At 40.1% G+C, this 23,275-nt stretch carries 21 protein-coding genes; 18 read left to right on the plus strand and 3 right to left on the minus strand.

The window, feature by feature from the left end:
- Positions 1 to 148 precede the first annotated feature (148 nt).
- The 7 genes from U2718_RS30555 to U2718_RS30585 all read left to right on the plus strand — a co-directional run bounded on the left by U2718_RS30555 (position 149) and on the right by U2718_RS30585 (position 4,753).
- Positions 149 to 484, plus strand: coding sequence for a metalloregulator ArsR/SmtB family transcription factor (locus U2718_RS30555; RefSeq protein WP_341993796.1), 336 nt, complete (start codon positions 149 to 151; stop codon positions 482 to 484).
- Complete coding sequence (locus U2718_RS30560; protein ID WP_341993795.1) at positions 469 to 1,044, plus strand: SRPBCC domain-containing protein; 576 nt, start codon at positions 469 to 471, stop codon at positions 1,042 to 1,044. Before U2718_RS30555 ends, U2718_RS30560 begins: the two co-directional genes overlap by 16 nt.
- A 22-nt stretch (positions 1,045 to 1,066) precedes the next feature.
- Positions 1,067 to 1,930 carry a nucleotidyltransferase domain-containing protein gene (locus tag U2718_RS30565; RefSeq protein ID WP_341993794.1) on the plus strand — a complete coding sequence of 288 codons (864 nt, stop codon included), beginning with the start codon at positions 1,067 to 1,069 and terminating at the stop codon, positions 1,928 to 1,930.
- A gap of 14 nt (positions 1,931 to 1,944) precedes the next feature.
- Positions 1,945 to 2,124: a hypothetical protein gene (locus U2718_RS30570; RefSeq protein WP_341993793.1), complete on the plus strand. Its 180-nt coding sequence runs from the start codon at positions 1,945 to 1,947 to the stop codon at positions 2,122 to 2,124.
- An 8-nt stretch (positions 2,125 to 2,132) separates the two neighbouring features.
- Positions 2,133 to 2,744, plus strand: coding sequence for an ATP-dependent Clp protease proteolytic subunit (locus U2718_RS30575; RefSeq protein WP_341993792.1), 612 nt, complete (start codon positions 2,133 to 2,135; stop codon positions 2,742 to 2,744).
- Positions 2,745 to 2,978: 234 nt separating this feature from the next.
- The gene (locus U2718_RS30580) at positions 2,979 to 4,010 is read left to right on the plus strand and encodes an NAD-dependent epimerase/dehydratase family protein (RefSeq protein WP_341993791.1); all 1,032 of its coding nucleotides are present in this window, start codon (positions 2,979 to 2,981) and stop codon (positions 4,008 to 4,010) included.
- Positions 4,007 to 4,753 carry an alpha/beta hydrolase gene (locus U2718_RS30585; RefSeq protein ID WP_341993790.1) on the plus strand — a complete coding sequence of 249 codons (747 nt, stop codon included), beginning with the start codon at positions 4,007 to 4,009 and terminating at the stop codon, positions 4,751 to 4,753. The genes U2718_RS30580 and U2718_RS30585 overlap by 4 nt, the downstream gene beginning before the upstream one ends.
- On the opposite strand, the gene U2718_RS30590 is transcribed toward U2718_RS30585, so the two are convergent.
- Positions 4,750 to 6,456, minus strand: a complete 1,707-nt coding sequence (locus U2718_RS30590) for an LIC_10190 family membrane protein (RefSeq protein ID WP_341993789.1) — start codon at positions 6,454 to 6,456, stop codon at positions 4,750 to 4,752. The genes U2718_RS30585 and U2718_RS30590 overlap by 4 nt on opposite strands.
- A gap of 369 nt (positions 6,457 to 6,825) precedes the next feature.
- On the opposite strand from U2718_RS30590, the gene U2718_RS30595 reads away from it, so the two are divergent.
- Complete coding sequence (locus tag U2718_RS30595) at positions 6,826 to 8,412, plus strand: hypothetical protein (RefSeq protein ID WP_341993788.1); 1,587 nt, start codon at positions 6,826 to 6,828, stop codon at positions 8,410 to 8,412.
- 15 nt (positions 8,413 to 8,427) lie between these two features.
- Here U2718_RS30595 and U2718_RS30600 read toward each other — a convergent pair whose 3' ends face one another.
- A complete protein-coding gene (locus U2718_RS30600) occupies positions 8,428 to 9,600 on the minus strand; it encodes an endo-1,4-beta-xylanase (RefSeq protein WP_411813391.1) in 1,173 nt (390 codons plus the stop codon).
- Positions 9,601 to 10,339: 739 nt separating this feature from the next.
- On the opposite strand from U2718_RS30600, the gene U2718_RS30605 reads away from it, so the two are divergent.
- The 9 genes from U2718_RS30605 (at position 10,340) to U2718_RS30645 (ending at position 21,036) form a co-directional block, all read left to right on the plus strand.
- The gene (locus U2718_RS30605; RefSeq protein ID WP_341993787.1) at positions 10,340 to 11,341 is read left to right on the plus strand and encodes a glycosyltransferase family 2 protein; all 1,002 of its coding nucleotides are present in this window, start codon (positions 10,340 to 10,342) and stop codon (positions 11,339 to 11,341) included.
- A gap of 73 nt (positions 11,342 to 11,414) precedes the next feature.
- Positions 11,415 to 12,971 carry an NAD(P)/FAD-dependent oxidoreductase gene (locus U2718_RS30610; RefSeq protein WP_411813392.1) on the plus strand — a complete coding sequence of 519 codons (1,557 nt, stop codon included), beginning with the start codon at positions 11,415 to 11,417 and terminating at the stop codon, positions 12,969 to 12,971.
- 124 nt (positions 12,972 to 13,095) lie between these two features.
- Positions 13,096 to 14,055: a glycosyltransferase gene (locus U2718_RS30615; protein ID WP_341993785.1), complete on the plus strand. Its 960-nt coding sequence runs from the start codon at positions 13,096 to 13,098 to the stop codon at positions 14,053 to 14,055.
- A 278-nt stretch (positions 14,056 to 14,333) separates the two neighbouring features.
- Positions 14,334 to 15,614, plus strand: a complete 1,281-nt coding sequence (locus U2718_RS30620; RefSeq protein ID WP_341993784.1) for a glycosyltransferase — start codon at positions 14,334 to 14,336, stop codon at positions 15,612 to 15,614.
- Between the two features lie 286 nt (positions 15,615 to 15,900).
- Positions 15,901 to 16,953, plus strand: coding sequence for a glycosyltransferase family 2 protein (locus U2718_RS30625; protein WP_341993783.1), 1,053 nt, complete (start codon positions 15,901 to 15,903; stop codon positions 16,951 to 16,953).
- A 64-nt stretch (positions 16,954 to 17,017) separates the two neighbouring features.
- A complete protein-coding gene (locus U2718_RS30630; RefSeq protein ID WP_341993848.1) occupies positions 17,018 to 17,863 on the plus strand; it encodes an ABC transporter permease in 846 nt (281 codons plus the stop codon).
- Positions 17,860 to 19,167 (plus strand): ABC transporter ATP-binding protein, encoded by a 1,308-nt coding sequence (locus tag U2718_RS30635; RefSeq protein ID WP_341993782.1) that lies wholly within the window; start codon positions 17,860 to 17,862, stop codon positions 19,165 to 19,167. Before U2718_RS30630 ends, U2718_RS30635 begins: the two co-directional genes overlap by 4 nt.
- Before the next feature lie 46 nt (positions 19,168 to 19,213).
- The gene (locus tag U2718_RS30640) at positions 19,214 to 20,134 is read left to right on the plus strand and encodes a glycosyltransferase family 2 protein (RefSeq protein WP_341993781.1); all 921 of its coding nucleotides are present in this window, start codon (positions 19,214 to 19,216) and stop codon (positions 20,132 to 20,134) included.
- Positions 20,134 to 21,036 (plus strand): glycosyltransferase, encoded by a 903-nt coding sequence (locus U2718_RS30645; RefSeq protein WP_341993780.1) that lies wholly within the window; start codon positions 20,134 to 20,136, stop codon positions 21,034 to 21,036. Before U2718_RS30640 ends, U2718_RS30645 begins: the two co-directional genes overlap by 1 nt.
- Positions 21,037 to 21,064: 28 nt before the next feature.
- On the opposite strand, the gene U2718_RS30650 is transcribed toward U2718_RS30645, so the two are convergent.
- Complete coding sequence (locus U2718_RS30650) at positions 21,065 to 22,384, minus strand: dihydroorotase (protein ID WP_341993779.1); 1,320 nt, start codon at positions 22,382 to 22,384, stop codon at positions 21,065 to 21,067.
- Positions 22,385 to 22,649: 265 nt separating this feature from the next.
- Between U2718_RS30650 and lepB the strand changes: the two genes are divergently transcribed.
- On the plus strand, positions 22,650 to 23,275 hold a 626-nt coding region (gene lepB / locus U2718_RS30655; RefSeq protein ID WP_411813393.1), incomplete at its 3' end, for a signal peptidase I.

Raw genomic sequence — 23,275 nt, forward strand, 5'->3', positions numbered from 1 at the left:
TCAGATGGGACGGGTGGGGACACCCATCCCACAAGAAAATTTGGGATGTTTTTTTTATTTGGAAGTCCCTAAAGTTGACATTTAAGCAATTGCTTATATATTATTGGAAGTATAGTTAAGTAAATACTTAAATATTTGGTTTACCTAGATGAGTAGACCTGCTGCCAGTGCCGATGTCTTTGTTGCGATCGCAGATCCAACTCGACGGGCGCTATTGGATCGGTTGCGTCTTGGAGAGCAACCAGTGAAAGAGTTAGCAGAACCATTTGCGATGAGCTTGCCAGCAATTTCTCAGCATTTGCAAGTTCTCTGTGAAGTAGGCTTAGTAGAAATGCGGAAATCGGGACGACAACGTCTGTATCGTTTAAATCCAGAACCATTGAAGCAGATATCTAACTGGATTGTTCATTACGAGCAGTTCTGGCAAGAAAAACTAGATGCCCTTGGCGACTATTTGGAGGAAAATCAATGCTCCGAGACTTGAAGAAGGAAATTTTCTATCCCTATCCTCCTCAAAGAGTTTGGCAGGTACTTACTAACAGCGAAGTACTGGCGGTATGGCTGATGGAAAACGACTTTGAGCCGCGTATTGGACATAGATTTCGGTTTTTGTGTCCCCCACTGCCAGGGCTAGATGGAAGCATTAGTTGTGAGGTGATTGAGCTAGAGGAGCCAAAGCGGCTTTCTTACACTTGGCAGGATAGCATGATGCGCCAGCCTTCTATTGTGACTTGGACACTCAAGCCTGTAGATGGAGGTACACGAGTGCAACTTGAGCATAAAGGTTTAAGGCAAGAAGTTATTGGTGTAGGTGAGCCAATCCGCCATTCTCAAGCGTGGCAGAATCAATTTATGCACGAGTCTATAGCAGTAACTCAGACGCTAGCACCAAATGCTCACAGCATGGTGTTACCGTCAATACCCATTGGTATGTATGCGGCGTTAGATAGTGTTATTCTTAATTCCTTTATTAATGGAGGGTGGGACTATAGGCTTAGTGAAAAAATGCCACAAGTCTTAGTTAGTCTTGCTATTAACAATTAATAACAGATGAATTGGAGAAAAAATGAATGACGCCAGCAAACGACTACTTGCTTTGGCGCAAAAAAACGCGGCTAGCTACTTAGTTAATCCGAAAGTGAAAGCGATTGGAATCGCTGGATCTGTTGCTCGTGGACAAGCCGATGTCTACTCAGATATTGATATGAGTATTTATTATGATGAACTACCAACAGATGAAGAATTAAAAGCAACTTATGAACAAAATCAAGGATCAGATTATAGACTTCATGCTAGTGATCGCCAAGTAGGATACATAGTCGAACAGTACTTTGTTCAAGGCGTCAAATGTGATTTCGGTCATATCACCATTGAGTGTTGCGAGCGTGATATAGACAAGTTGCTGGAGGAGTGTAACCCTGACGAGCCTTTGCTAAATATGCTAGCTGGCATCTTTGATATGCTGCCATTACACAATGGTAAACTACTTGCGCAATGGCAGAGAAAGGTAGCCAACTATCCCGATAAATTAGCTCAAGCAATGGTGAAAAAGCATTTGCATTTTCGTGCTTTGTGGGTGCTACAACTTTACGGAATAGAAAGAAATGACGTGCTTTTTCTGACTGATGAATTATTGAATGGAGTAAAGAATATTGTTGGTGTACTGTTGGGATTAAATCGCTTGTATCATCCTGTCAATTCTGTTCCATTTAAAGGGATGGATAAGTTTATTAATAAAATGGCGATCGCTCCCCATCAACTTTCATTTCGTCTCCAGCAGATTTTTCGTAAAGAACCACAAATAGCGGTTATACATCTTGGTGAATTGATAGAGGAAATATTTGTTTTAGTGGAAAAGCATATGCCAGATGTGGATACAACAGAAGCTCGGTACAATTACAAACTCTGGTCAGATAAATTTCATCCATAAGCAATTAAATATATATGGTTGAACAAAATTTTACTAATACAAACACTCAACAATGGCTAGAACTTAAGCAATTTCCGGGAACAAAAATTCTGCCACTAGCTGAACCTGTAGCGGAAGGTTCTATTCATAGATTACAGATGACTGCTAACACAGTAATTCCCGTTCATAAAAAATTAAATCTTACCTTTTGGTGATATTAGCTATGAACTCTCCTTCTCAAATCGGCTTTGCAACTATTATTCCACCTTCCCGGCAAGGAGAAATGCAGTTTGATATTTATTCCCGATTGCTCGCAGAAAGAATTATCTTTTTGCGTGGGGAATTAACAGAAGAAATAGCGAATTTAATCGTGGCACAAATGCTATTCCTTGATGCGGAAGACCCAGATAAAGATATTACATTGTATATTAATAGTTCTGGAAGTTCCTTAACAGCTGCATTGACTCTATATGATGCTATGACTCAGCTTCGTACAGACATATGTACTGTATGCATTGGCACTGCGGCTGCTACAGCAGCATTCTTGCTTTCTTCTGGTACTAAAGGTAAAAGATACGCTCTTCCAAATGCGCGAATTACAATTCGCCAACCATCAGGAAGCGCTGAGGGAAAAGCAACTGAAATTGAGGTAGCAGCTAGAGAAATTTTGTACCTCAGAGAATCCATGAATAGGATAATAGCTGCTAACACTGGCCAACCGGAAGAGAGAATCAAACTTGATTCTGAAAGAGATTTTGTTATGAGTGCTGAACAAGCCAAAGATTATGGTTTAATTGACAGCATCATTTTGAAGACACCAAAGTATAGTCATTAGTCATTGGTCATTGGTCATTTGTTAGTAGTGAGTAGGGGCGGGTTTATTTAGGTATTTCGTCATCTTAGAGAGATTGTTGTTAAAACCCGCCCGTACAGTAGTTAATGGTTATACCAATTCTGTATGAAGACGCGCTGAAAAACGAACCACAAAGGACACAAAGAACACAAAGATAAGAGGTATGGAGAAGAATTTGGCGCAGCTTCACAAAGAAACGGTATTAGAGGAATAATTATGAAAATTTTAATCGTTGGCGGCACCAATTTTATCGGCCCTCCTGTAGTTTCTCAGCTTGTGCAAATGGGGCATGAGATAACAGTGTTTCACCGGAGGAAAACAACAGCGAAATTGCCATCAAATGTGCATGAATTTTTGGGCGATCGCTCCCAACTTCCGAACATGAAAAGTGAGTTGCAGCAGCTTTCGCCCGATGTCGTCTTAGATATGGTTGCATACACTGAGCAAGACGCACAAACTCTAGTAAATACATTTGAGGGGATTGCTCAACGTGTAGTTGTAATTAGCAGTATGGATGTGTACCGTGCCTATGGGGTGATTTTAGGTAGAGAATCTGATATCGTACCAGTACCGCTAACCAAAGATTCACCTTTACGTTCTTCACTATATCCATTTCGGGAAATGCCTAATAGGCCTCTTGATGCACCGATAGATTACGAAAAAATTTTGGTGGAACGAGTGGTGATGGGCAACTCTAACTTACCGGGGACAATTGTACGATTGCCAATGGTTTACGGTGCGAAAGATCCACTACATCGCCTGTTACCTTATTTACGACGCATGGATGAAAATCGTCCTGTTATTTTAGTGCCAGAGAAAATTGCTAAATGGCGTGGTTCTTATGGATATGTAGAGAACGTGGCATATGCGATCGCTTTAGCAGTCACAAAGGAATCGGCAGCAGATCATATTTATCACGTTGCTGATGCAGAAGTACTGAGCGAGACGGAACGCATTGCTAAAGTTAAGGAAGTAGCAGGATGGCAAGGCAAAGTTGTGATTGTGCCTCAAGAGCATTTGCCCGCAGATTGGCAATTGCCTTTGAATCCAAAGCAAGACTGGTTTGTAGACGCAACTCGTATTCGTCAAGAACTGGGATACAACGAAATTGTGCCGCTAGATCAGGCACTGCGACAAACTATTGACTGGCAAAGAAGCCATCCACCCGAACAAGCACAGCAATTCGCTGCACCTTGGCTGCTGGATTATGAAACGGAAGATAAAATTTTGAGCAAGGAGTTGGTATGAGTCTTTTTTGTCTAGTTCATGCCGCTTGTCAAGGCGCGTGGGCTTGGGATCTAGTTATTCCCTATTTGCAGGCGCAAGGACATAAGGCGGTGGCAATGGATTTACCCATTGAAAATCCCTCCGCTACTCTATCAGATTTTGCAGAAGCTGTGATGCGATCGCTCCCACCAAATGAAAACGATGTCATACTTGTGGGAACCTCAATGGCTGGTACTGTGATTCCCCTTGTTGCCAACCAGCGTCCAATTCGTAAGCTGGTATTTCTTGCTGCACTGATCCCATACCCAGGTATGAATATAATTGAACAAACTTATGAAGATATTCCTCCTGAGATGGTAAAGGCAGCAGGTTATGAGCAGCCAGAAGCAACTAAACTTGAGCAGGTGCGTGACGAACCTGATATCTTTAATCCGGCTTCGCTAGGGAAAAACTTTGAAGATGAAGCAGTGGCGATGGAATTTTTCTTTCACGACTGTAAACCTGATGTGGCAAGTTGGGCAATATCTAAGATGCGAAATCATCTATCTTTTGCACATATAACAGAGGTTTTTCCCTTGCCAGCTTTACCAGATGTAGAATCTATCTATATTGTCTGCACCGAGGATAAAATAATTTCCCCTCAATGGTCAAGATATGCTGCACGTAAGCGTTTAGGAGTTAATGCGATAGAATTGAGCGCAGGACATTGTCCTTATTTATCTCGTCCTGCTCAACTTGCTGATACTTTATTGACTTTGTGTTAATCCTTAGTGTAAACAAATCCACCTGCAATGCCGCGATCGCGATCGCGTAGTCTGACATTTGGTTCAATCTCAAATCCACAGGGTAGCTCTGTTGCCCAACACAGCTCTTGATTTTGGGGATAAAAGTAAACAATATCATTCACCCGTCTTTGAATCACCGGAACTCTTTGCATTGCCGGAGGTAATAGCCATTGAGATATTGTGTGAGTTTGAGTGAAGATAATAAAAATAGCAGTTATGAAGACAAGTGAAAAAGCGATCGCACTTCGCTGAGAATATCTAGACACAATCAACACGAACTGCGATAGCAACGACTGAGCATAAATGGCAATTAATAGGGATGGAATCAAAAGAAGATAAGGCAGAGCAAATCGAAAGAAGGGAGCAGTCATCATTAAAAACAAGAAACCAACGATTTCGATTGCCACAATCCAATACTTGCCTTTAATTTGAATTTTGCGAAATGATTTGAAGGGCATAATCACCCCTAAGATAGTTGCAACTATCAGTGCTACCATTACCTGATTGGGGCGCTCAGAGTTGAGCCAAGTTAGTAGTAGCCACAGCCAACGATTTCTTCCCTCTGGGGGCTTACCGTACCAGTTGCTCCATCCGTGAGTTCCCTGCGCAACTTGATCGATATTTTCTGTATCAGGCAACCAGGGTAAATCGAAACAGAACACAGAAGAAGGATACAATGGACAGCCAGATGCTTTGATGCCAGCAGCTAGCATGGGAGTAAGCAACACCAACGCGATCGCACCACCAATGCAAAGTTTTTGGATTGAGCGCCGATGGTGAACTGCATAAAACAGACTCGTCACAAGCATGAGGGGAATGGCTGTTAGCTTGATTGTTAAAGCTCCTACCGATAGAATTAGCGGTACTGCCTGAGCATTACAATTATATAGATTTTGTGAATTTGGTAAGCTCGGTGATTGAGGATTTGATACTACTAAAATTGCCCAGCAAACAATACCTATTAGCAATCCCGTAGGTAGATCTGGAGATGGGGAAATCAGGATTTCTCGAAAAAGGGTATATAAAAGCGTAAAGGGTAACATCAATCCCAGAAAGACGATCACAAACCAATCGCTAAATAATGCTTTTCCTGTGATGGTGTACCTTAGACAAACTAAAAAGTGTAATATTGCTAGCAAGAAAACAAATCCATTCGTGACAGCACTAACCCGTGCCTCCAAACTAGGTGGGTTGAACGGAGCTGCCAGTGCAAACCATGATGAGGTAAAGCCCAAATTACTGAAAATTAAGGCGACACCTGTGACTGTTCCGTGCTGATGTAGCCATTGAATTACTGAATAGTGGTAAAGCCCTGTGTCAATCCAAGTCACTTGCTGATTTGTGAAAGCAGCCACAGCGATCGCTATTCCGATATAGCTCAGAACTAGTTGCCAGGATGATGCCTTCAACAAAGTTCCTACTTCAGTACGGGTGCGTCTAGATACAAAGGATATTCCGCAAAGAGTGACTACAACTAGTATGCCAATCAGCGAAGATAATGGTAAAACTAGAGAAACTGCTAGTAAACAAATAGAGAGTGCAATCATGCCTAACCATTCAGCAGCCAATAGGCGATCGCCAACTCTGACACAAAAGTTTGCCCCCAAGTAATTTAACAACCCAATTCCAATTACACTGCAACTGATGAGCAAAACAGTCCAACTAGCAATAAAATACAGCATAGGTAAAAGCAGTTAGTTTAAAGTCAAGGAGTCTAAATCCAGAAGTAGGGAAACCAATTCACTGTAATAACTCTTCTACAATTTAAGCTTGACTTTATAAGTCATTTCTAAAGGAATTAAAACTCAAGTATTCATAGCACAGATGCTGTTGTCGTCATTGAAATTTGAGTAAAAGACACGGCAAAAATACGAAAATTCAGTACTATGATTCAAAATTTCTTGGTATTATTGGACTAACTTTTGCATTAAACAGCTAGAAATATCTATTATTCAACGCCTGTGCCTCTACCTTCATCAAATCGGCTATTAGGTCAATCTTTTACTTAATGTCCACACTTTCATTATCAAATAGAGTCTTGATGTACCGCTATGGAAAATAGCCAGATTGACGTTCGGAATAAGTTTCTAAATCTAAGTTTGAAAAGTCAAACTTATTTTACAATTTTACTGGTTGCCATTTTCTTGATTTTAAGTTTTATTGGTTTGGCTAATCATGAAATGTGGCGAGATGAGCTACAAGCTTGGCTGATAGCTAGAGATAGTTCATCTTTGATTGATGTATATAATAATTTGAAATATGAAGGACATCCAGGGCTATGGCATAGTCTTTTGTATATAATTACTCGCTTCACACATAATCCGACTGCAATGCAATTGTTGCATTTATTGATTGCTACACTTGTCATTTATATTTTTGTACAATACTCACCTTTTACTCGCATACAAAAAGTATTGTTTACTTTCGGATACTTTCCTTTTTTTGAATATAACTTAATCAGCAGAAACTATAACTTAGGAATTCTTTTTCTTTTTCTATTTTGTTATTTGTTCCCTAGACGTTACCATAGTTACTTATGGCTGGCAATTCTTCTAGCATTAATGTTAAATACAAATGTTTATATAATGATTATTGCTTTGTCTTTAGCATTAACATTGCTAACTGAATATATTTTTGATCAAAATCTAAGAACTTCTTACGCTCACAATCAGAAAAATCTAATTTTCAGTCTCACTATATTTTCTCTGGGATTAATACTTTCTCTCAGTCAACTACTAAGAACAACAACTACAGTTACAAGCCAATCACAGATAGGTAATTTAGGTAATCAAGTTGCACTTACACAGTTTGACTTATTAATTAACAGTCTCAAAAAACTTGCTGGAATAATTACAATCATTTTCCAAAGCTACATTCCCATACCACCAATTTTTAATTTTCACTTTTGGAATAATAATATCTTTCCATCAGAAATTTCTCGAATATTGTCAATAATTTTGTTGTGTTTGGCTATATGTATTTTTATCCGAAAACCATTTGTACTTTTCTTTTATCTTTCTGGAACATTGGGCATTCTTTTGTTCGCTTATACGAAAATTAGAGGAGTATTAAGGCATCATGGGCATCTATTTATATTATTTATAGCTTGTTTATGGCTTTGCAATTATTATAGTGATTCTAACTGGTTTCATGGGAGATTCCAAAGATTTGTTAATTTTTGGTATAAACAAAAAAATAAATTGATAACAAGTATCTTGTTACTTCATCTTTTTGCGGGAATATTTGCATTCAGTATGGATATGGCTTATCCATTCTCTGCTAGCAGAGATGCAGCTAACTTTATTATTAGTAACCAGTTAAATAATAATGTAATTATTGGCAGTAAGGATTATATAATGTCTCCTCTTGCTGCTCATTTGGAGAGAAAAATTTATTATCCTGAAGTGAATCGTTTTAGTAGTTTTGTTGATTGGGGTAGAAGAAAAGATGTCAAGTCGCAAAGAGTGATTGAAGAAGTTAATAACTTTGTCATTCAAACAAATAATCAGATTCTATTAATTCTAGATTCCCCTTTGAAAACCGAATCCCCTAATCTTCGGATATCTCAACTAGAAAGCTTTAGTAAAAACCTTGTTGGTGATGAAAAATATTATTTGTATTTGGTGCAAAAAAAGTAAATCTGTATGAAAAATCTAGAACACACGCATGGGAGCCTGAGCGAAAGTGCGTGCCATCGCATACCATGCTAATTTACGCTCCATTTGGGCATCCAGTGGCAAAGGACGTACTGTTTCACCATCTTTCCGAAATTTTTGATCCCGTAGCCAGGTATAGCGATCGCTTAATCCCCAAGTCAAGACAGCAATTACTGCTGTTTCATCCAAAACTACCGACAGATAATCTTCATAAATCTTAGCAACCAGGCGATCGCGCACCAAAATATTTTTAGGTAGCATATTGTCTGCTACATCCAGTTCGGTAATCATGATTTTCAAACCAAGATCAGTAACATCTTTCAAAAAAGCCTTGAGCTTTTTAGTGCTAAAGGGAGCTTCTCCTTCTAAGTGAGCTTGAATACCAAGAGCCTGCACTGGTGTTCCTTTAGACTTTAAACGCTCTAGCAACTTTAAAACAGCAGTTCTCTTTGCTTCATCACCAGGAGTGTTGTAGTCCATTCCATAATCGTTGTAGACTAACAACGCCTTCGGATCTGCTTGTGCAGCCATACGAAAGGCAAAGTCGATATAATTTGGCCCTAAAAACTTCAGCCACGGCGTATTACGCAAGCCATCAGTTCGCCCGTGTTCAGGAAAAACTGCCTCGTTAACCACATCCCATGAGTGAATTTTCCCAGCATAATGCCCAACAACTGTTGTAATATGTTTCAGCATTATCTGCTCGGCATTTTGACTATTGACTGTAGCCTCAAACCACTCCGGTAAGCTTTTGTGCCATACCAAGGTGTGTCCACGGAAAAGCATCTTATTAGTGCTGGCAAAGTGAGCTAGCCGATCACTGCGAGTAAAATCAAAACTGTTAAAGCTAGGGCGAAGTGCTTTCCATTTCAGCTCATTCTCTGGCACCAGCATGGCGCATTCTTGAGCAAACCTAGTCGCAAACTTTGTATCTAAGCACAGTACAGATGTTTGAGTAGCTGCCCCATAAATTAATCCTTTTGCTGCCGCTCGGTTACGTAAGGGAGTATTCTCTGTGACTGAAAAATCTTTATTCTTTTGAGCAGTCACTTGAATAAGATTGTTCCCACCTCTATATCTACTAGCGATCGCCAAGACATCTGTTCCTACAAAAGTACTCATGCCCATTAGAAAGTGGCGTCGCTTGAGCGAGACTCGTTTTTTTGTCACTGCAATTCCTACCGACTACGACTTTTCAATCTTAGAGAATATTTAACTTGAGAATAACAAAAAGAATTCTAGATATCTATATTTCTCGATATTTCGTATTACTAAACTTTGCTTGTATTAGCAAGCTCAAAAATATTAGTTCTATTTACTTGTATTTAACCTAAACATAACCTTTGTTAACCTAAATATAACCAAAAAATGTAAATTAATAATATTGAGGTAGCACTAAAACCTAAAATACTTGCTAGGCAAGGATATTTTCTAAAATCAACACTGACAACTCTCTTGGCAACTTCTATATCTGTATTATGTAACTTGTAAAATATTTAGAAAGTTCTAATGTTAATATTGTATTTTTTTGTACATTTTATTTTAAATTATTAAATATTTATACGTAAGAAAAAAGCAAAAATTGCTATAAACGGTAAAATTTATACTATTAAGTATCAATAAAATTGATACTTAATTTTTAAGCTATAAAAAATATTGAGATCAGAATTAAATATAAATTTTCTATAAAGAAGTTAATTATATTATTTGTCAGATTTAGTCATATTTACATAAACAATTTTGCTCATAGATTATAGAATTCATAGTGGTTTCTCTACCAAAAATACTTCTATTACTTTTAAATAAGCGACAAAGTAATGCTGAGGCTCAAGAACGAAGTTGGTATAAATCATTGTTTTCATCGTTCGTTTGCACGCTCACTTAGACCTTACACAACCAAGTAGTAAAAATGACTTTACCTGCTACAAAATTGGTAATCTCAGTCATTATTCCTGTTCACAATGGAGGTGCTAGCTTTCGCCACTGCCTGTCCAGTTTGGCTAATGCCATGCCTGCTCCCACCGAAATCATAGTTGTAGCTGATGGAGATACAGATGGTTCATGGCTTGTAGCTGAGGAATTCGGCGCAAAGGTGCTGAGAATACCTACATCTGGTGGCCCAGCGAAAGCGCGTAACTTAGGAGCGCGTGCTGCAACAGGTGACATTCTCTTCTTTATAGATGCTGATGTAACCATCACTCCAGATGCTATTAGCAAGGTGGAAAAGGCTTTTATCGATGAGCCAGAATTGGCTGCTCTGATTGGCTCATATGATGATGCACCTGGTGCGAGCAACTTTTTGTCGCAGTATAAAAACTTGTTCCACCACTACACTCATCAGACAGCAAAAGAAGAAGCATTTACCTTCTGGGGTGCTTGCGGGGCTATTCGACGTCAAATATTCCTAGACTTAGGAGGCTTCGATGAAAGTTATCGCCGACCTAGCATTGAAGATATAGAGTTAGGTTATCGTTTGAAACAGGCTGGCCACAAAATTCGACTTTGCAAAGATTTGCAAGTCAAGCACTTAAAGTATTGGGGTGTAGTGTCTTTATTAAAAGCTGAATTTTTTTACCGTGCTCTGCCTTGGACGGAATTGATTTGGCGCGATCACCAGTTGAGTAATGATCTAAATTTAGGGCTAAAAAGTCGCCTGAGTGTGATTTTGACTTATGGGCTTGTAATTTCTCTGCTTGCCGCCTTTTGGTTTCCAGGGTTTCTAGCAGTGGCCTTGATACTAAGCTTTTTACTTTTAGCCATTAATCTCCAAGTTTATCGTTTCTTTCATTGCAAGCGCGGTTTTTGGTTTGCGCTTCGTGTCATTCCGTGGCATTGGCTGTACTACCTGTATGGCGGTCTAGCATTTGCAATCGGGACAGCCCGCTACATTTTTTCTGTCAAGCTTGCATAGACCTAGTGTATTGAAAAGTACATACAAATTTTGGAAACAATGCATCCACAACTATACCAATAGGAAAATATCAATGGAAAAATATCCTGTTGTCATCATCGGGGCTGGCCCAGCTGGTTTGACAGCTGCCTACCAACTAGTTAAGCAAGGTATTAAATCTATCGTTGTTGAACAAGCTGACAAAGTTGGTGGAATTTCCCGTACAGAGACGTATAAAGGCTATCGCTTTGATATTGGTGGTCATCGCTTTTTTACTAAAGTTACAGAAGTACAACAACTATGGCATGAAGTTTTAAAAGACGACTTTATCAAAGTTCCTCGTCTGTCGCGAATCTACTACCAGGGTAATTTTTTCAACTATCCCCTTTCTTTATTCAATACACTATCCAATCTGGGTATCAAACAAAGTATCTTGATTTTATTGAGCTACCTGAAGGCAAAACTCAAAGCAAGATTACAACCCAAAGTAGAACCTGAAAATTTTGAAGAATGGGTAAGCGATCGCTTTGGTGGTCGTCTCTACGAAATATTCTTCAAAACATATACCGAGAAGGTATGGGGAATTCCTTGCAACCAAATTCGTGCAGATTGGGCAGCACAACGAATTCAAGGAATGTCGCTCAAAAGAGCAGTAATCAATGCTGTATTTGGAAGTCAAAATGCCAAAAGCTTAATCAAGGAATTTGACTACCCGATTTTAGGGCCGGGAATGATGTGGGAGCGATTTCAAGAAGAAGTAGAAAAAAAAGGTACTCCAGTCCTTCTCAACACTCAAGTAACCCGTGTAGAACGCCAAGACAATCGCATCAAGAGCATTACAGTTCGGCAAGGAGAGAAAACCATCCAATTTTCTGGCGACCACTTCATCTCTAGTATGCCGGTAAGCGCACTAATTCATCGACTTGATCCTCCAGCACCTGACTATATATTGGAAGCTTCTCGTGGTCTGAAATACCGAGATTTCTTGATTGTGTCGCTGATTATTGATGAAGAAAGCCTATTCCCCGACAACTGGCTTTACATCCACAGTCCACAATTCAAAGTCGGACGCATTCAGAATTTTAAAAATTGGAGTCCGGCAATGGTACCCGACCAAAGCAAGACTTGCTTGGGGATGGAATACTTCTGTAGCCAGGGTGATGAAATTTGGGAAATGTCTGATAAAAAACTGATTGATTTAGCTAGTCATGAAATTGTTGAATTAGGTTTAGTAAATAAGTTAGGCAATATAGAAGATGGAGTGGTTATCCGACAGCACAAAGCCTATCCAGTATATGACGGAGAATATCGCCAATATCTTCAAGTGATTCAGAATTATTTAGAAACATTTGAAAATTTACAAACTGTTGGTCGAAATGGAATGCACCGATACAATAATCAAGACCATTCGATGCTAACAGGAATGCTTGCTGTCAAAAACATCTTAGGAGAAAACCACGATTTGTGGAATGTTAATACAGAACGTTCTTACTACGAAGAATTTACCAAACAGGAATGGCAGTCGAAAAATCCATCCATAGATAATAAAGATCATAAAAATTACGTCACTGTGTTAGAGGTCAGTAGCCAAAGTAAAAATCAGGACAACACTTCAGAACAAGAGCTTGTCAGCCAGTCTCCCAAGAAGTAATTGCTTTAAAATATCTCATCGGTTGCTGGTTTGAAATATTCTTTAAAAAACCAGCACTCGATTACAGAGTCAGTAAAAGTTTAAAGTAGAATATTTGTTAACCAAAAAGTTGATTTACAGAAATATGAGCAGTCTAAATTATCTAAATAAAGATAGACTGACAGATGATAAATATAGTCCACTTGTTTCTGTTATCATTCCAGTTTTCAATGATGCTCAACGTCTGAAAATTTGTTTAGAGGCATTAGAAAATCAAACTTACCCAAAACACCTTTACAAAGTCATTGTTGTTGATAACGATTCAGATCCAGACGAAGATATTGAGGGTGTGGTTGCTAAGTTTGGACAAGCGATCGCTACTTCAGAAAGTCTTCCTGGCTCCTACGCAGCTCGCAATAAAGGAATATCTTTAGCAAAAGGAGATGTAATTGCTTTTACTGATGCCGATTGCATTCCTGCTCAAGATTGGATCGAAAAAGGTGTGAAAAATTTGCTGCAAGTTCCTAATTGTGGGTTAGTTGCAGGCAAAGTAGAAATCTTCCTCAAGAATCCAAATCAAGCAACACCTGTAGAACTATATGAGAGTATTATGGCTCTTCCTCAAAAGGAGTTCCTGGAAAAGCATAAATACGGAGCCACAGCAAATGTTTTTACTTTTAGAAATGTAATTGAAAAAGTTGGGTTGTTTGATGCCACATTAAAATCTAGTGGTGATGCTGAGTGGGGACAGCGTGTTTATTCATTTGGTTATCAACAGATTTACGCAGATGACACTCTTGTAGCTCATCCGGCTAGATATTCTTTCGCTCAACTCTATCAAAGAACAATCAGATTAGCTGGGGGATTTTTTGATTTACAAATCAAGAAACAATCCTCTAATTTGAAGCAAAATCTTATCTTTTGTGAGAATTTGGTCAAGAATTTGATTCCTCCTTTAATGTGGGTTGGTAGTGCTTTTGTAGATGTAAGATTAAAAAAAATGGATGAAAAAATCAAGGTTGCTTTTGTAATGTTTTTTATTAGATATACATATGCATGGGAGTTAATACGGTTAAAATTTGGAGGTGTTTCTGCTAGAGAATAACAGGACTTGTACACGAGTTATGGAATAATAAACCGCAGAGGACACATTAGACGCGGTAGACGCGTTCGCCGTAAGGCGTTGCGTTAGCTAGCGGCTTCCGTAGGTACGGCTTCCCGTAAGGGTAGGACACGGAGCCAAGAGGATTTTAGAGGGATTTTGCGTAGGTCATAAATAATAAAAATAGCAGTGATTAAGCATTGAAAATTATATTTCTTAAGGGCATTAAACTAGAAGCAATTGAACAATAATTTGAAGTAAAAATCTAGAAAATAATTATTATGAAAATAGCTTTTATTGTCTGGGAGTTTCCAATTTTATCAGAAACATTTATATTGAATCAAATTGTCGGTTTAATCAAACGGGGACATGAAGTTGATATCTATGCCTGCCAACAGGGTGATATCTCGAAAGTCCATCCAGACGTGAAAAAATATCAATTACTTGAGCGTACTTACTATTTAAATCAAATACCAAAAAATCTTCTGTGGCGGATTATAAAAGGTATTGAATTGCTGTGCGTCAATTTCTACAAACACCCCTTACTGTATCTGCGATCGCTAAACTTTTTTAAGTATGGCAAAGAAGCGATTTCATTGTGGTTGCTATATACAGCCATACCTTCATTTCAAAAGTCATACGATATCATTCATTGCCAATTTGGAACACAAAGTTTCAGTGGCATGGCATTTCGTCACATGAATGCTCCCAACGCAAAGTTAATTACCACATTTCGCGGACATGATATTAGCAGCTATGTTCAACAGCGTGGCGATCGCATTTATCGCCAACTATTCCGTAATGGGGACTTTTTTCTTGCCAACTGCGAATATTTCAGACAGCGGGCGATCACGCTTGGTTGCAATCCAAATAAAATTGTCGTACATGGTTCAGGAATTGATTGCAGTCGTTTTCGTTTTGCTCCCCGTTATCCCCATCCCGATGGTAAAGTGCGGATTGCCACAACTGGCCGCCTTGTAGAAAAAAAAGGTATAGAGTACAGCATTAGAGCAATTGCGAAACTAGCAAAAACTAACCCAAATATTGAGTACAACATCATAGGTGATGGCCCTTTAAAACATGAGTTGCAGAAATTAATACAGGAGTTGGGCGTTAGTCACATAGTCAAGTTACTAGGTCAAAAAAACCAACAAGAACTGATTGAAATTCTCGACAACTCCCATATTTTTACAGCACCTTGTGTCACGGCTAAAGATGGCAACCAAGACGCTCCTGTGAATGTCTTAAAAGAAGCAATGGCAATGGGTTTGCCGGTTGTTAGCACTTTACATGGTGGTGTACCTGAACTTGTAGAAAATGGTGTTTCCGGCTTCCTGGTTCCAGAACGCGACGTAGATGCTTTGGCTGAGAAATTAGATTACTTAATTAACCATTCAGAAATTTGGCCGCAAATGGGCAAATCTGGTCGCGTATATGTTGAAAAACACTATGATATCGAAAAGCTTAATGATGAGCTAGTCAAAATTTATCAGCAGTTATTGCGTCCAGAAGATTCTCACAAAAAGTTGTCAGTTCAACCCGCAACTTTTATGCCTATTTGAATTTAGAAGGCAGTCCTGATGAAAAACTTTTACTGCCAAGCATGAAAATGTCTTTCTCCGACACCCCTATACCCTTACACCCCCATACCCACTTTCAAGTTAGAGAACAGATGGCAGATAGCAGTAGACGCGGAAGCCGCTCCGCGGCTTCCGCAGGTAGGAAATTAGTTTTGTAGGGTGTGTTGTCGCAAAGCGCAACGCACCATCCTAAATTCTTGGTGCGTTAAGACTACCGTCCATAACACACCCTACGAAGGCTGAAGATTTATATATGGAGTTGCCACTTATGAATGACGAACTAGTTACGATTGTTGTTGTGCCGCGAGAGCGTTTTAGCTGCGCTCGTGAATCACTAGAGAGCATTTACGAACACACAGATTTTCCCTTCCAATTAGTTTACGTAGATGGTAATTCACCTGCTAAGGTTAGGCGTTATTTAGAAGCACAAGCACAGGCTAAGGGATTTCAACTGATTCGGACTAATTATTACCTCTGGCCCAATCATGCCAGAAACTTGGGTTTGCGTGAGGTGAAAACAAAATACGTTGTCTTTATTGATAACGACGTGATTGTTTCTCCCGGTTGGCTGAAAGCTTTAGTTGAGTGTGCTGAAGAAACAGCCGCCACTGTTGTTGGGCCATTGATGTGTCAAAATCTGCCCTTACACGAAATTGTACATTTTGCCGGGGGAGAATCGCATATTTGGGTTGATAAAACTGGCGAGCAAGCCAGACAGCGTCTGCGAGAGAAAATGTACAAACAAGGGCAGTCAGTCAAGGATGTGCGCGAACAACTGCAACGCACCCAGACTGAACTAGCAGAATTTCACTGCGTACTGGTGCGCAAGGCAATATTTGAGCGAATTGGCTTTTTAGACGAAGCGATGCTCAATACCAAAGAGCATCTAGATTTTTGCATGAGTGTCAGGCAGGCAGGCGGCACTGTCTACTTTGAGCCTGCCTCTATAGTGACTTATGTTCCAGGCCCGCCTTTAGAGTGGACAGACTTACATTACTATATGCTGCGTTGGAGCGATGCTTGGCAGCTTGGAAGCTTACATCGCTTACGTGACAAATGGAATCTAGCCGAGGATGGATATTTCCAAGCAAAATACAAAAAATTGGGATGGAGGCGACAAATGTCAATTCTAAGTCCTTTGAACCGTCTCCTTACCTTTGGGTTAAGTAATCACTTGGGCGATCGCATCTTAATTCCTTTAGATAAGATGTTGAACCGCTATCTCACAGATCGCTATGCTAAACAGCAAGCTCAACGGATGCAAAAGCAAGCTTCACAGCAGGGGGAGCGATCGGCAACCAGAGCATTATCACAAACTTGAAATAGAAGAAAAGATTATGGATAATGCCGTGAAAAAGATAAATTCTAGTAGAACAAAGTCTCGTATGCCGCCTGAGATAATATATACGCCAGAGAGTTTGCTCAGGCATCCTTTGCAATTATTCAGATTCATGTGGCTAGACTTGCTAGCTTCTAGAGAACTAGCTTGGCGACTGATGGTACGAGACATTAGTGCTCAATATCGCCAGTCAGTTCTGGGTTTTGCTTGGGCTTTTTTACCGCCAATTGTGATGGCAGCAGGATTTACTCTGGCAAATGATGCAAAGGTAATTAATGTTGGGGTAACAGATTTTCCTTATCCAGCTTATGTGATGTTTAGCACAGCCTTGTGGCAGACTTTTGTAGAAGCACTAAATGGCCCTGTGCAAGCGGTGACTGTAGCAAAACCAATGTTAGCCAGAGTCAATTTTCCGCGAGAGGCAATTATCTTAGCAAAGCTGGGTGAAGTCTTTTTCAACTTTGCGATCAAACTTATTCTGATTGTGGCTTTTTTTGTTTGGTTTCGGGTGCCTGTCAGTTGGACAGTCATTTTAGCTCCAGTGGCTTTAATTCACCTGATTCTGCTAGGAACATTAATTGGTACTTTATTATCTCCATTGGGGATACTATATCAGGATGTGTCAAAGGGACTAACAATGGTGACAGGTTTTTGGATTTTCTTAACTCCAGTCATTTATCCTGTACCAAGTAGTGGAACCTTTGGTTTGTTGGTAAAACTCAATCCCGTCACTCCTTTGTTGGTAACAACGCGAGAATTGGCAACCACTGGAGTGATATCAAATGCTTATGGATTTTGGATTGTTAGTTTTATTACCGTGGTTGGCTTACTATTAACGTGGGTGGCGTTTCGTCTGGCGATGCCTTTTGTGATTGAGAGGGTGAGTTCATGATCGTAAGTGGAATGACTGATACAGAAACTGCTACTCAATCTACAGATGATGATTTACTTATTTCAGTTGACAAGGTTTCTAAGAAGTTTTGTCGGGATTTAAAGCAGTCCTTGTTTTACGGAGTTCAAGATATTACTACAGAGTTGGTAGGGGGACGCCGCAAGAGCGATGTGCTTAGAGCGGGAGAGTTCTGGGCTCTTAAGGATGTTAGTTTTCAAATCCGACGGGGAGAAGCGCTGGGCTTGGTAGGGGCGAATGGAGCTGGTAAAAGTACCCTGCTACGAATTATTAGCGGTTTGATTAAGCCAGATACTGGCACTGTCAAGGTTAGGGGTAGGTTGGCTCCTTTGATTGCATTAGGAGCTGGATTTAACCCAATCCTAACTGGACGAGAAAATATTTATGCAAATATGTCAATTTTAGGTTTATCAACAAAAGAAATTAAGGATAAATTTGATGATGTGGTAGAGTTTGCTGAAATTTCGGATGCTATTGATGCACCAGTGCAAACTTATAGTTCTGGTATGGCGGCACGGTTGGGATTTGCTTGTGCAGTTCATATTGAGCCAGATATTTTATTAATTGATGAAGTGCTTTCTGTAGGAGATATAAAATTTAAAGTTAAGTGTCATAACAAGTTAGCAAAACTTCGAGAAAAAGGTACAGCTTTTGTGCTGGTTTCTCATAATTCTCATAGTGTATTAAATATATGTAATAATTCACTTTATCTTGCAAAAGGTAAGCTAATTTTAGCCGGAGAAACCGAAGCAGTCATTCGTCAATACGAAGAAGACCTCTATTTAAATGGGGCAAAAAATGTTTTAGGGGCAATGGTATTACCAGAAAAACCTGAAAGAGAAAGTTTGGGAATAGATATTATCGCTATATATTTTAGGGATGACCAAGGGAATGTAATTTCAGAACCAATGACTGGTGAGTCTGTGACTCTGTGTGTAAAATGCAAAGCTTATAAAAAAGTTGATAATGCAAATTTAGGAATTTTAGTTAAAGCTTTAGCAGGAGAAAATGAAAATGTATTATATATGACTTCAACTAGTGATAATGAGCATCTAAAAATATCTCCAGGCATAGTAGAAATTCAGATGCAAATGCCCTACTGTGGTTTAGTTCCTGGTGTTTATACCTCCAAAATTTATATCAGAGAAGGAGTGCGCTCCTTCGATATAGTGGAATCTTTTAGATTTATTGTCAGAGCAAGTAAAAACATCAGTAAATGTTTGTTTTATCAACCAAGAAACTGGAATGTGATCAGTCATGCAGTTACGGAAACAATACGTGATTAAACAAAGTTAATCTGATCGCAGAATTTAAAAAATAAATACCTGGAAAATGAGCAATCCTCTACTCAGCATCATTATCCCAACGCGCGATCGCCCTCACTTACTGCCCCGTGCTGTCAAAAGTGCTCTGGAACAAACTGTGGATGATTTAGAAGTCATTGTCGTAGATGACAATTCAGCGCAGCCAGTTAACTTACCACAGGAACCACGGCTACGGCTTTTACGCCTCAATACCTCTCGTGGTGGCGCAGGAGCTCGCAATGTTGGAACAGAAGCAGCGCGAGGTTGTTGGATTACATATCTCGACGACGACGATCGCCTCCTTCCCTACATGGCAGAGGTGTCTCTCAAGGCACTGGCTGAGACAACACTACCATCCCCTGTAGCAGTCATCTCCGGTATAGAGGTGGTGAATGCCGAAGGACAAGTCATCAATAAACGCCTTCCGCCTCCAGTTCGATTAAGAGGCGCTCACTTTTCTCTGGAGGAGTTAGAGCCTGGTAGTTCTTACAACACCAAGCAAACTTTGGTTGTAGAGCGCGAGGTTATTCATCAAATCGGTGGTTGGGACGAGTTATTTCGCTCTCGCGTCCATTCTGAACTATTTTTACGGCTCAACCCAGCCTGTTCTATTCTTGGTGTGCCTATAGTTACCTATCAACTATACACTTATGAGGGAAATCGCGTATCCAATAACCCGATTCTGCGCCAGGAAAGCTTTCACAGAATGATTGCCAAGCATCAAGAGTTATTTCAAGCACATCCCAAGATGTTTGCCAACTTTGTATATGAACACGCCCGTATGTCATACAAACTTGGTCAAAAAGGTGCTGCTTTGTCCAGCTTATTTTGGGCTATGCGGCTAGATCCACTTCATACCCTCGCCCAGATTACTATACCTTTCAAGGAAAAACTGCACAGATATATTTCCTCTGAACATATAAGTAAATCCAACAAATACAAGTTCTAATGGCACAAGAACTACTTTTGTTTTCAATTATTATCCCCACCTACAATCGTCCAGAGCGACTTGCCACCTGTCTTGAGTCTCTGGTGCGCTTGGAATTTCCCCATGCTGGCTTTGAGGTAATTGTAGTTGATGATGGTAGTCAAGTGTCTTTGGAACCTATAGTGGCTCGTTTTCAACAACAGCTTAACCTAAAGTTACTTAGACAAGATAATTCTGGCCCGGCAAAAGCACGTAATACAGGTGCTGCACAAGCACAAGGTAAGTTCCTAGCTTTTACTGACGATGATTGTATGCCTGCGTCTGACTGGTTGACAAAGTTAGCTGCCCGCTTTGCTAAAGAAGACGATAGCATGATTGGCGGCCAGACTCTCAACGCTCTTCCTGAAAATTTGTATTCCACCGCCAGCCAGGTGCTTATTGATTATCTTTATAAATACTACAATACAGGTTCTCATCCGGTCAGCTTTTTTGCCTCCAACAACCTAGCATTGCCAGCACATCTGTTCCAAGTTCTGGGGGGGTTTGACACTACCTTTCCTTTAGCTGCGGGAGAAGATCGGGAATTTTGCGATCGCTGGTTGCATCATGGTTATCAGATGATTTACGCCCCAGAAGTTCATGTCTATCATGCCCATAAGCTCACACTATCTACATTCTGGCGTCAGCATTTTAACTACGGTCGTGGTGCTTTCTGTTTTCACACTCGCAGATCTCAACGTAGCAAAGGGCGTTTTAAGGTTGAACCACTAACATTCTATTTTAATTTGCTGACTCACCCCTTATTGCAAAAATCAAGCCAGCCTGGAATCTTCATTTCAGTATTATTTGTAGTATCCCAAGTGGCCAATGTAGCAGGTTTTTTCTGGGAACGGCTGACTCAACCTACACAGCAGTTCAATTGATACCAATTTGCGTGCAAAGAATTATCTTTTAATTAAAAGTTAAAGCTTGTCCGCGCACTTGTGTATTTAAATTACCTTTTTCATAAACAACTTGTCCACCTACAATCGTATAAACAGGCCAACCAGTCAAATTCCAACCTTCAAAAGGACTCCAACGACACTTAGTCAAAAGTTCCTCGCGTAAAACAGGACGGTAAGTATTCAAATCTACAAGCACTAAATCGGCATCATCACCGGGAGCGATCGCCCCTTTATTAGGAATGCCATAAGCTTTAGCTACCGCAGTTGACATCCATTTCACAACTTGGGCAACAGTACATCGCCCTTGCATTGCTGCCGTCAACATCAAAGGAAGTGAAGTTTCCACCCCAGGCATTCCTGAGGGACTATTGGGATAAGGTTGTGCTTTTTCTTCTAGCGTATGGGGTGCATGATCCGTGGCAATAAAATCTATCACTCCATCATGCAAAGCCTGCCAAAGGACTTCGTTATCGTGGGGCGATCGCAAAGGCGGGTTCATTTGCGCTAGGGAGCCAATCTTTTCATAGGCACTGGTATTTAAAAGCAAATGCTGGGGTGTTACCTCTGCTGTTACCCAACTGGGTTTTTGTTGACGCAGTAACTCAGCTTCCTCTGCTGTGGACATATGTAAAATGTGCAGACGGCGCTGGTACTTTTGTGAAAGCTTTAATGCCTGCTTAGTCGCTAATAGTGCTGCTTGATTATCTTGGATTTGGGAATGAACTGCGACATCATGGATACCAGCAAATTCCTGTCGTCGTTGATTTATTCTCGCTTGATCTTCAGCATGAACGGCAATTAAACGATTGCCCTGAGCAAATATTGCCTCTAGTATTTCTTCGCGATCAACAAGCAATGGCCCATGCATCGATCCCATAAAAATTTTAATTCCTGGAGTCGGATTAGCTGCTAGTAAATCTGGCAGATTTTCTCCTGTTGCCCCAATAAAAAAACCATAGTTGACAAGGCATTTATTTTGAGCACGCTGCAACTTATCATCAAGAGCTTGCTGATTACTGGTAAGAGGGCGTGTATTTGGCATTTCCAGAAAAGAAGTGACTCCTCCTTTGGCACAGGCACAACTAGCAGTAAATAAGTCTTCTTTGTGCTCTAATCCTGGTTCTCGGAAATGCACCTGCGGATCGATAACTCCCGGCAACAAAGTTAATCCTTGTGCGTCAATTTCTCTATCAGGCTTCACTGTGGAGATTTCGGGTGCAACTTCGACAATGAGGCGATCGCGCGTTAGCACATCCCCTGTCATTAAATCTCCATTTGTTAAAACAATCTGAGCACGGCGAATTAGCAAACTGGTGGAAGATGGCATGGATAATAGAGTTTGAGGGCAACAAGGATTTGTGACAAATAACTATTTGTTTGGGTTAAACTTAGTTGGACTGTTAGCAATCAATTTAGATGGTGTGTCACTAATTAAGTTTATCGTCTCTAATGTATAAATTAGCTTGCTAGAATCTCAACATAACCCAAAAAATAAATTGATAAAGCTAAAATTAACAAATACATAGTTATTATAGTATCCCTAGACAGAGAAGTTTATCACCTGCACATGGTGTCTTTAGTTAAGTAATTTCATGCAAAATCAAGTGTCTGATAACAACTCTAGCCAAAAACCTGATAACTCCTGGATTGCAGAACTAGGTAGAACAATTGTATTAAGTATCGTACTCGCTTTGGGTATTCGTACTTTTGTCGCTGAAGCTCGTTGGATTCCCTCTGGTTCAATGGAGCCAACACTACACGGCTCACCTAACCAGTGGGAGGCTGACAAAATTATTGTTGATAAGTTGAGCTACAAATTTTCTAATCCCCAAAGAGGAGATATTGTAGTTTTTTCGCCTACAAAAGAGTTACAAGAAGAACAATATCAAGATGCTTTTATTAAGCGTATTGTTGGTTTGCCAGGAGAAAGGATAGAAATCAGGAATGGTAAAGTTTATATTAACAATCAACCCTTGCAGGAAAACCAGTATCTGGCTTCCTCACAACGTACAGTAACTGATGTTTGTACCTCAGGGCCACAACCACCCTTTTTATCTAAACCTGTAACCATACCCCCTGATTCCTACTTAGTATTAGGTGATAATCGTGGTAGCAGTTACGATAGCCGCTGTTGGGGTGTTGTTCCACGTGAGAATATTATCGGTCGTGCAGTCCTCCGCTTTTGGCCGTTAAATCACATTGGTGGAATTGATAAATC

The sequence above is a fragment of the Chlorogloeopsis sp. ULAP02 genome (assembly GCF_038404745.2).
Lineage (GTDB): Bacteria > Cyanobacteriota > Cyanobacteriia > Cyanobacteriales > Nostocaceae > Chlorogloeopsis.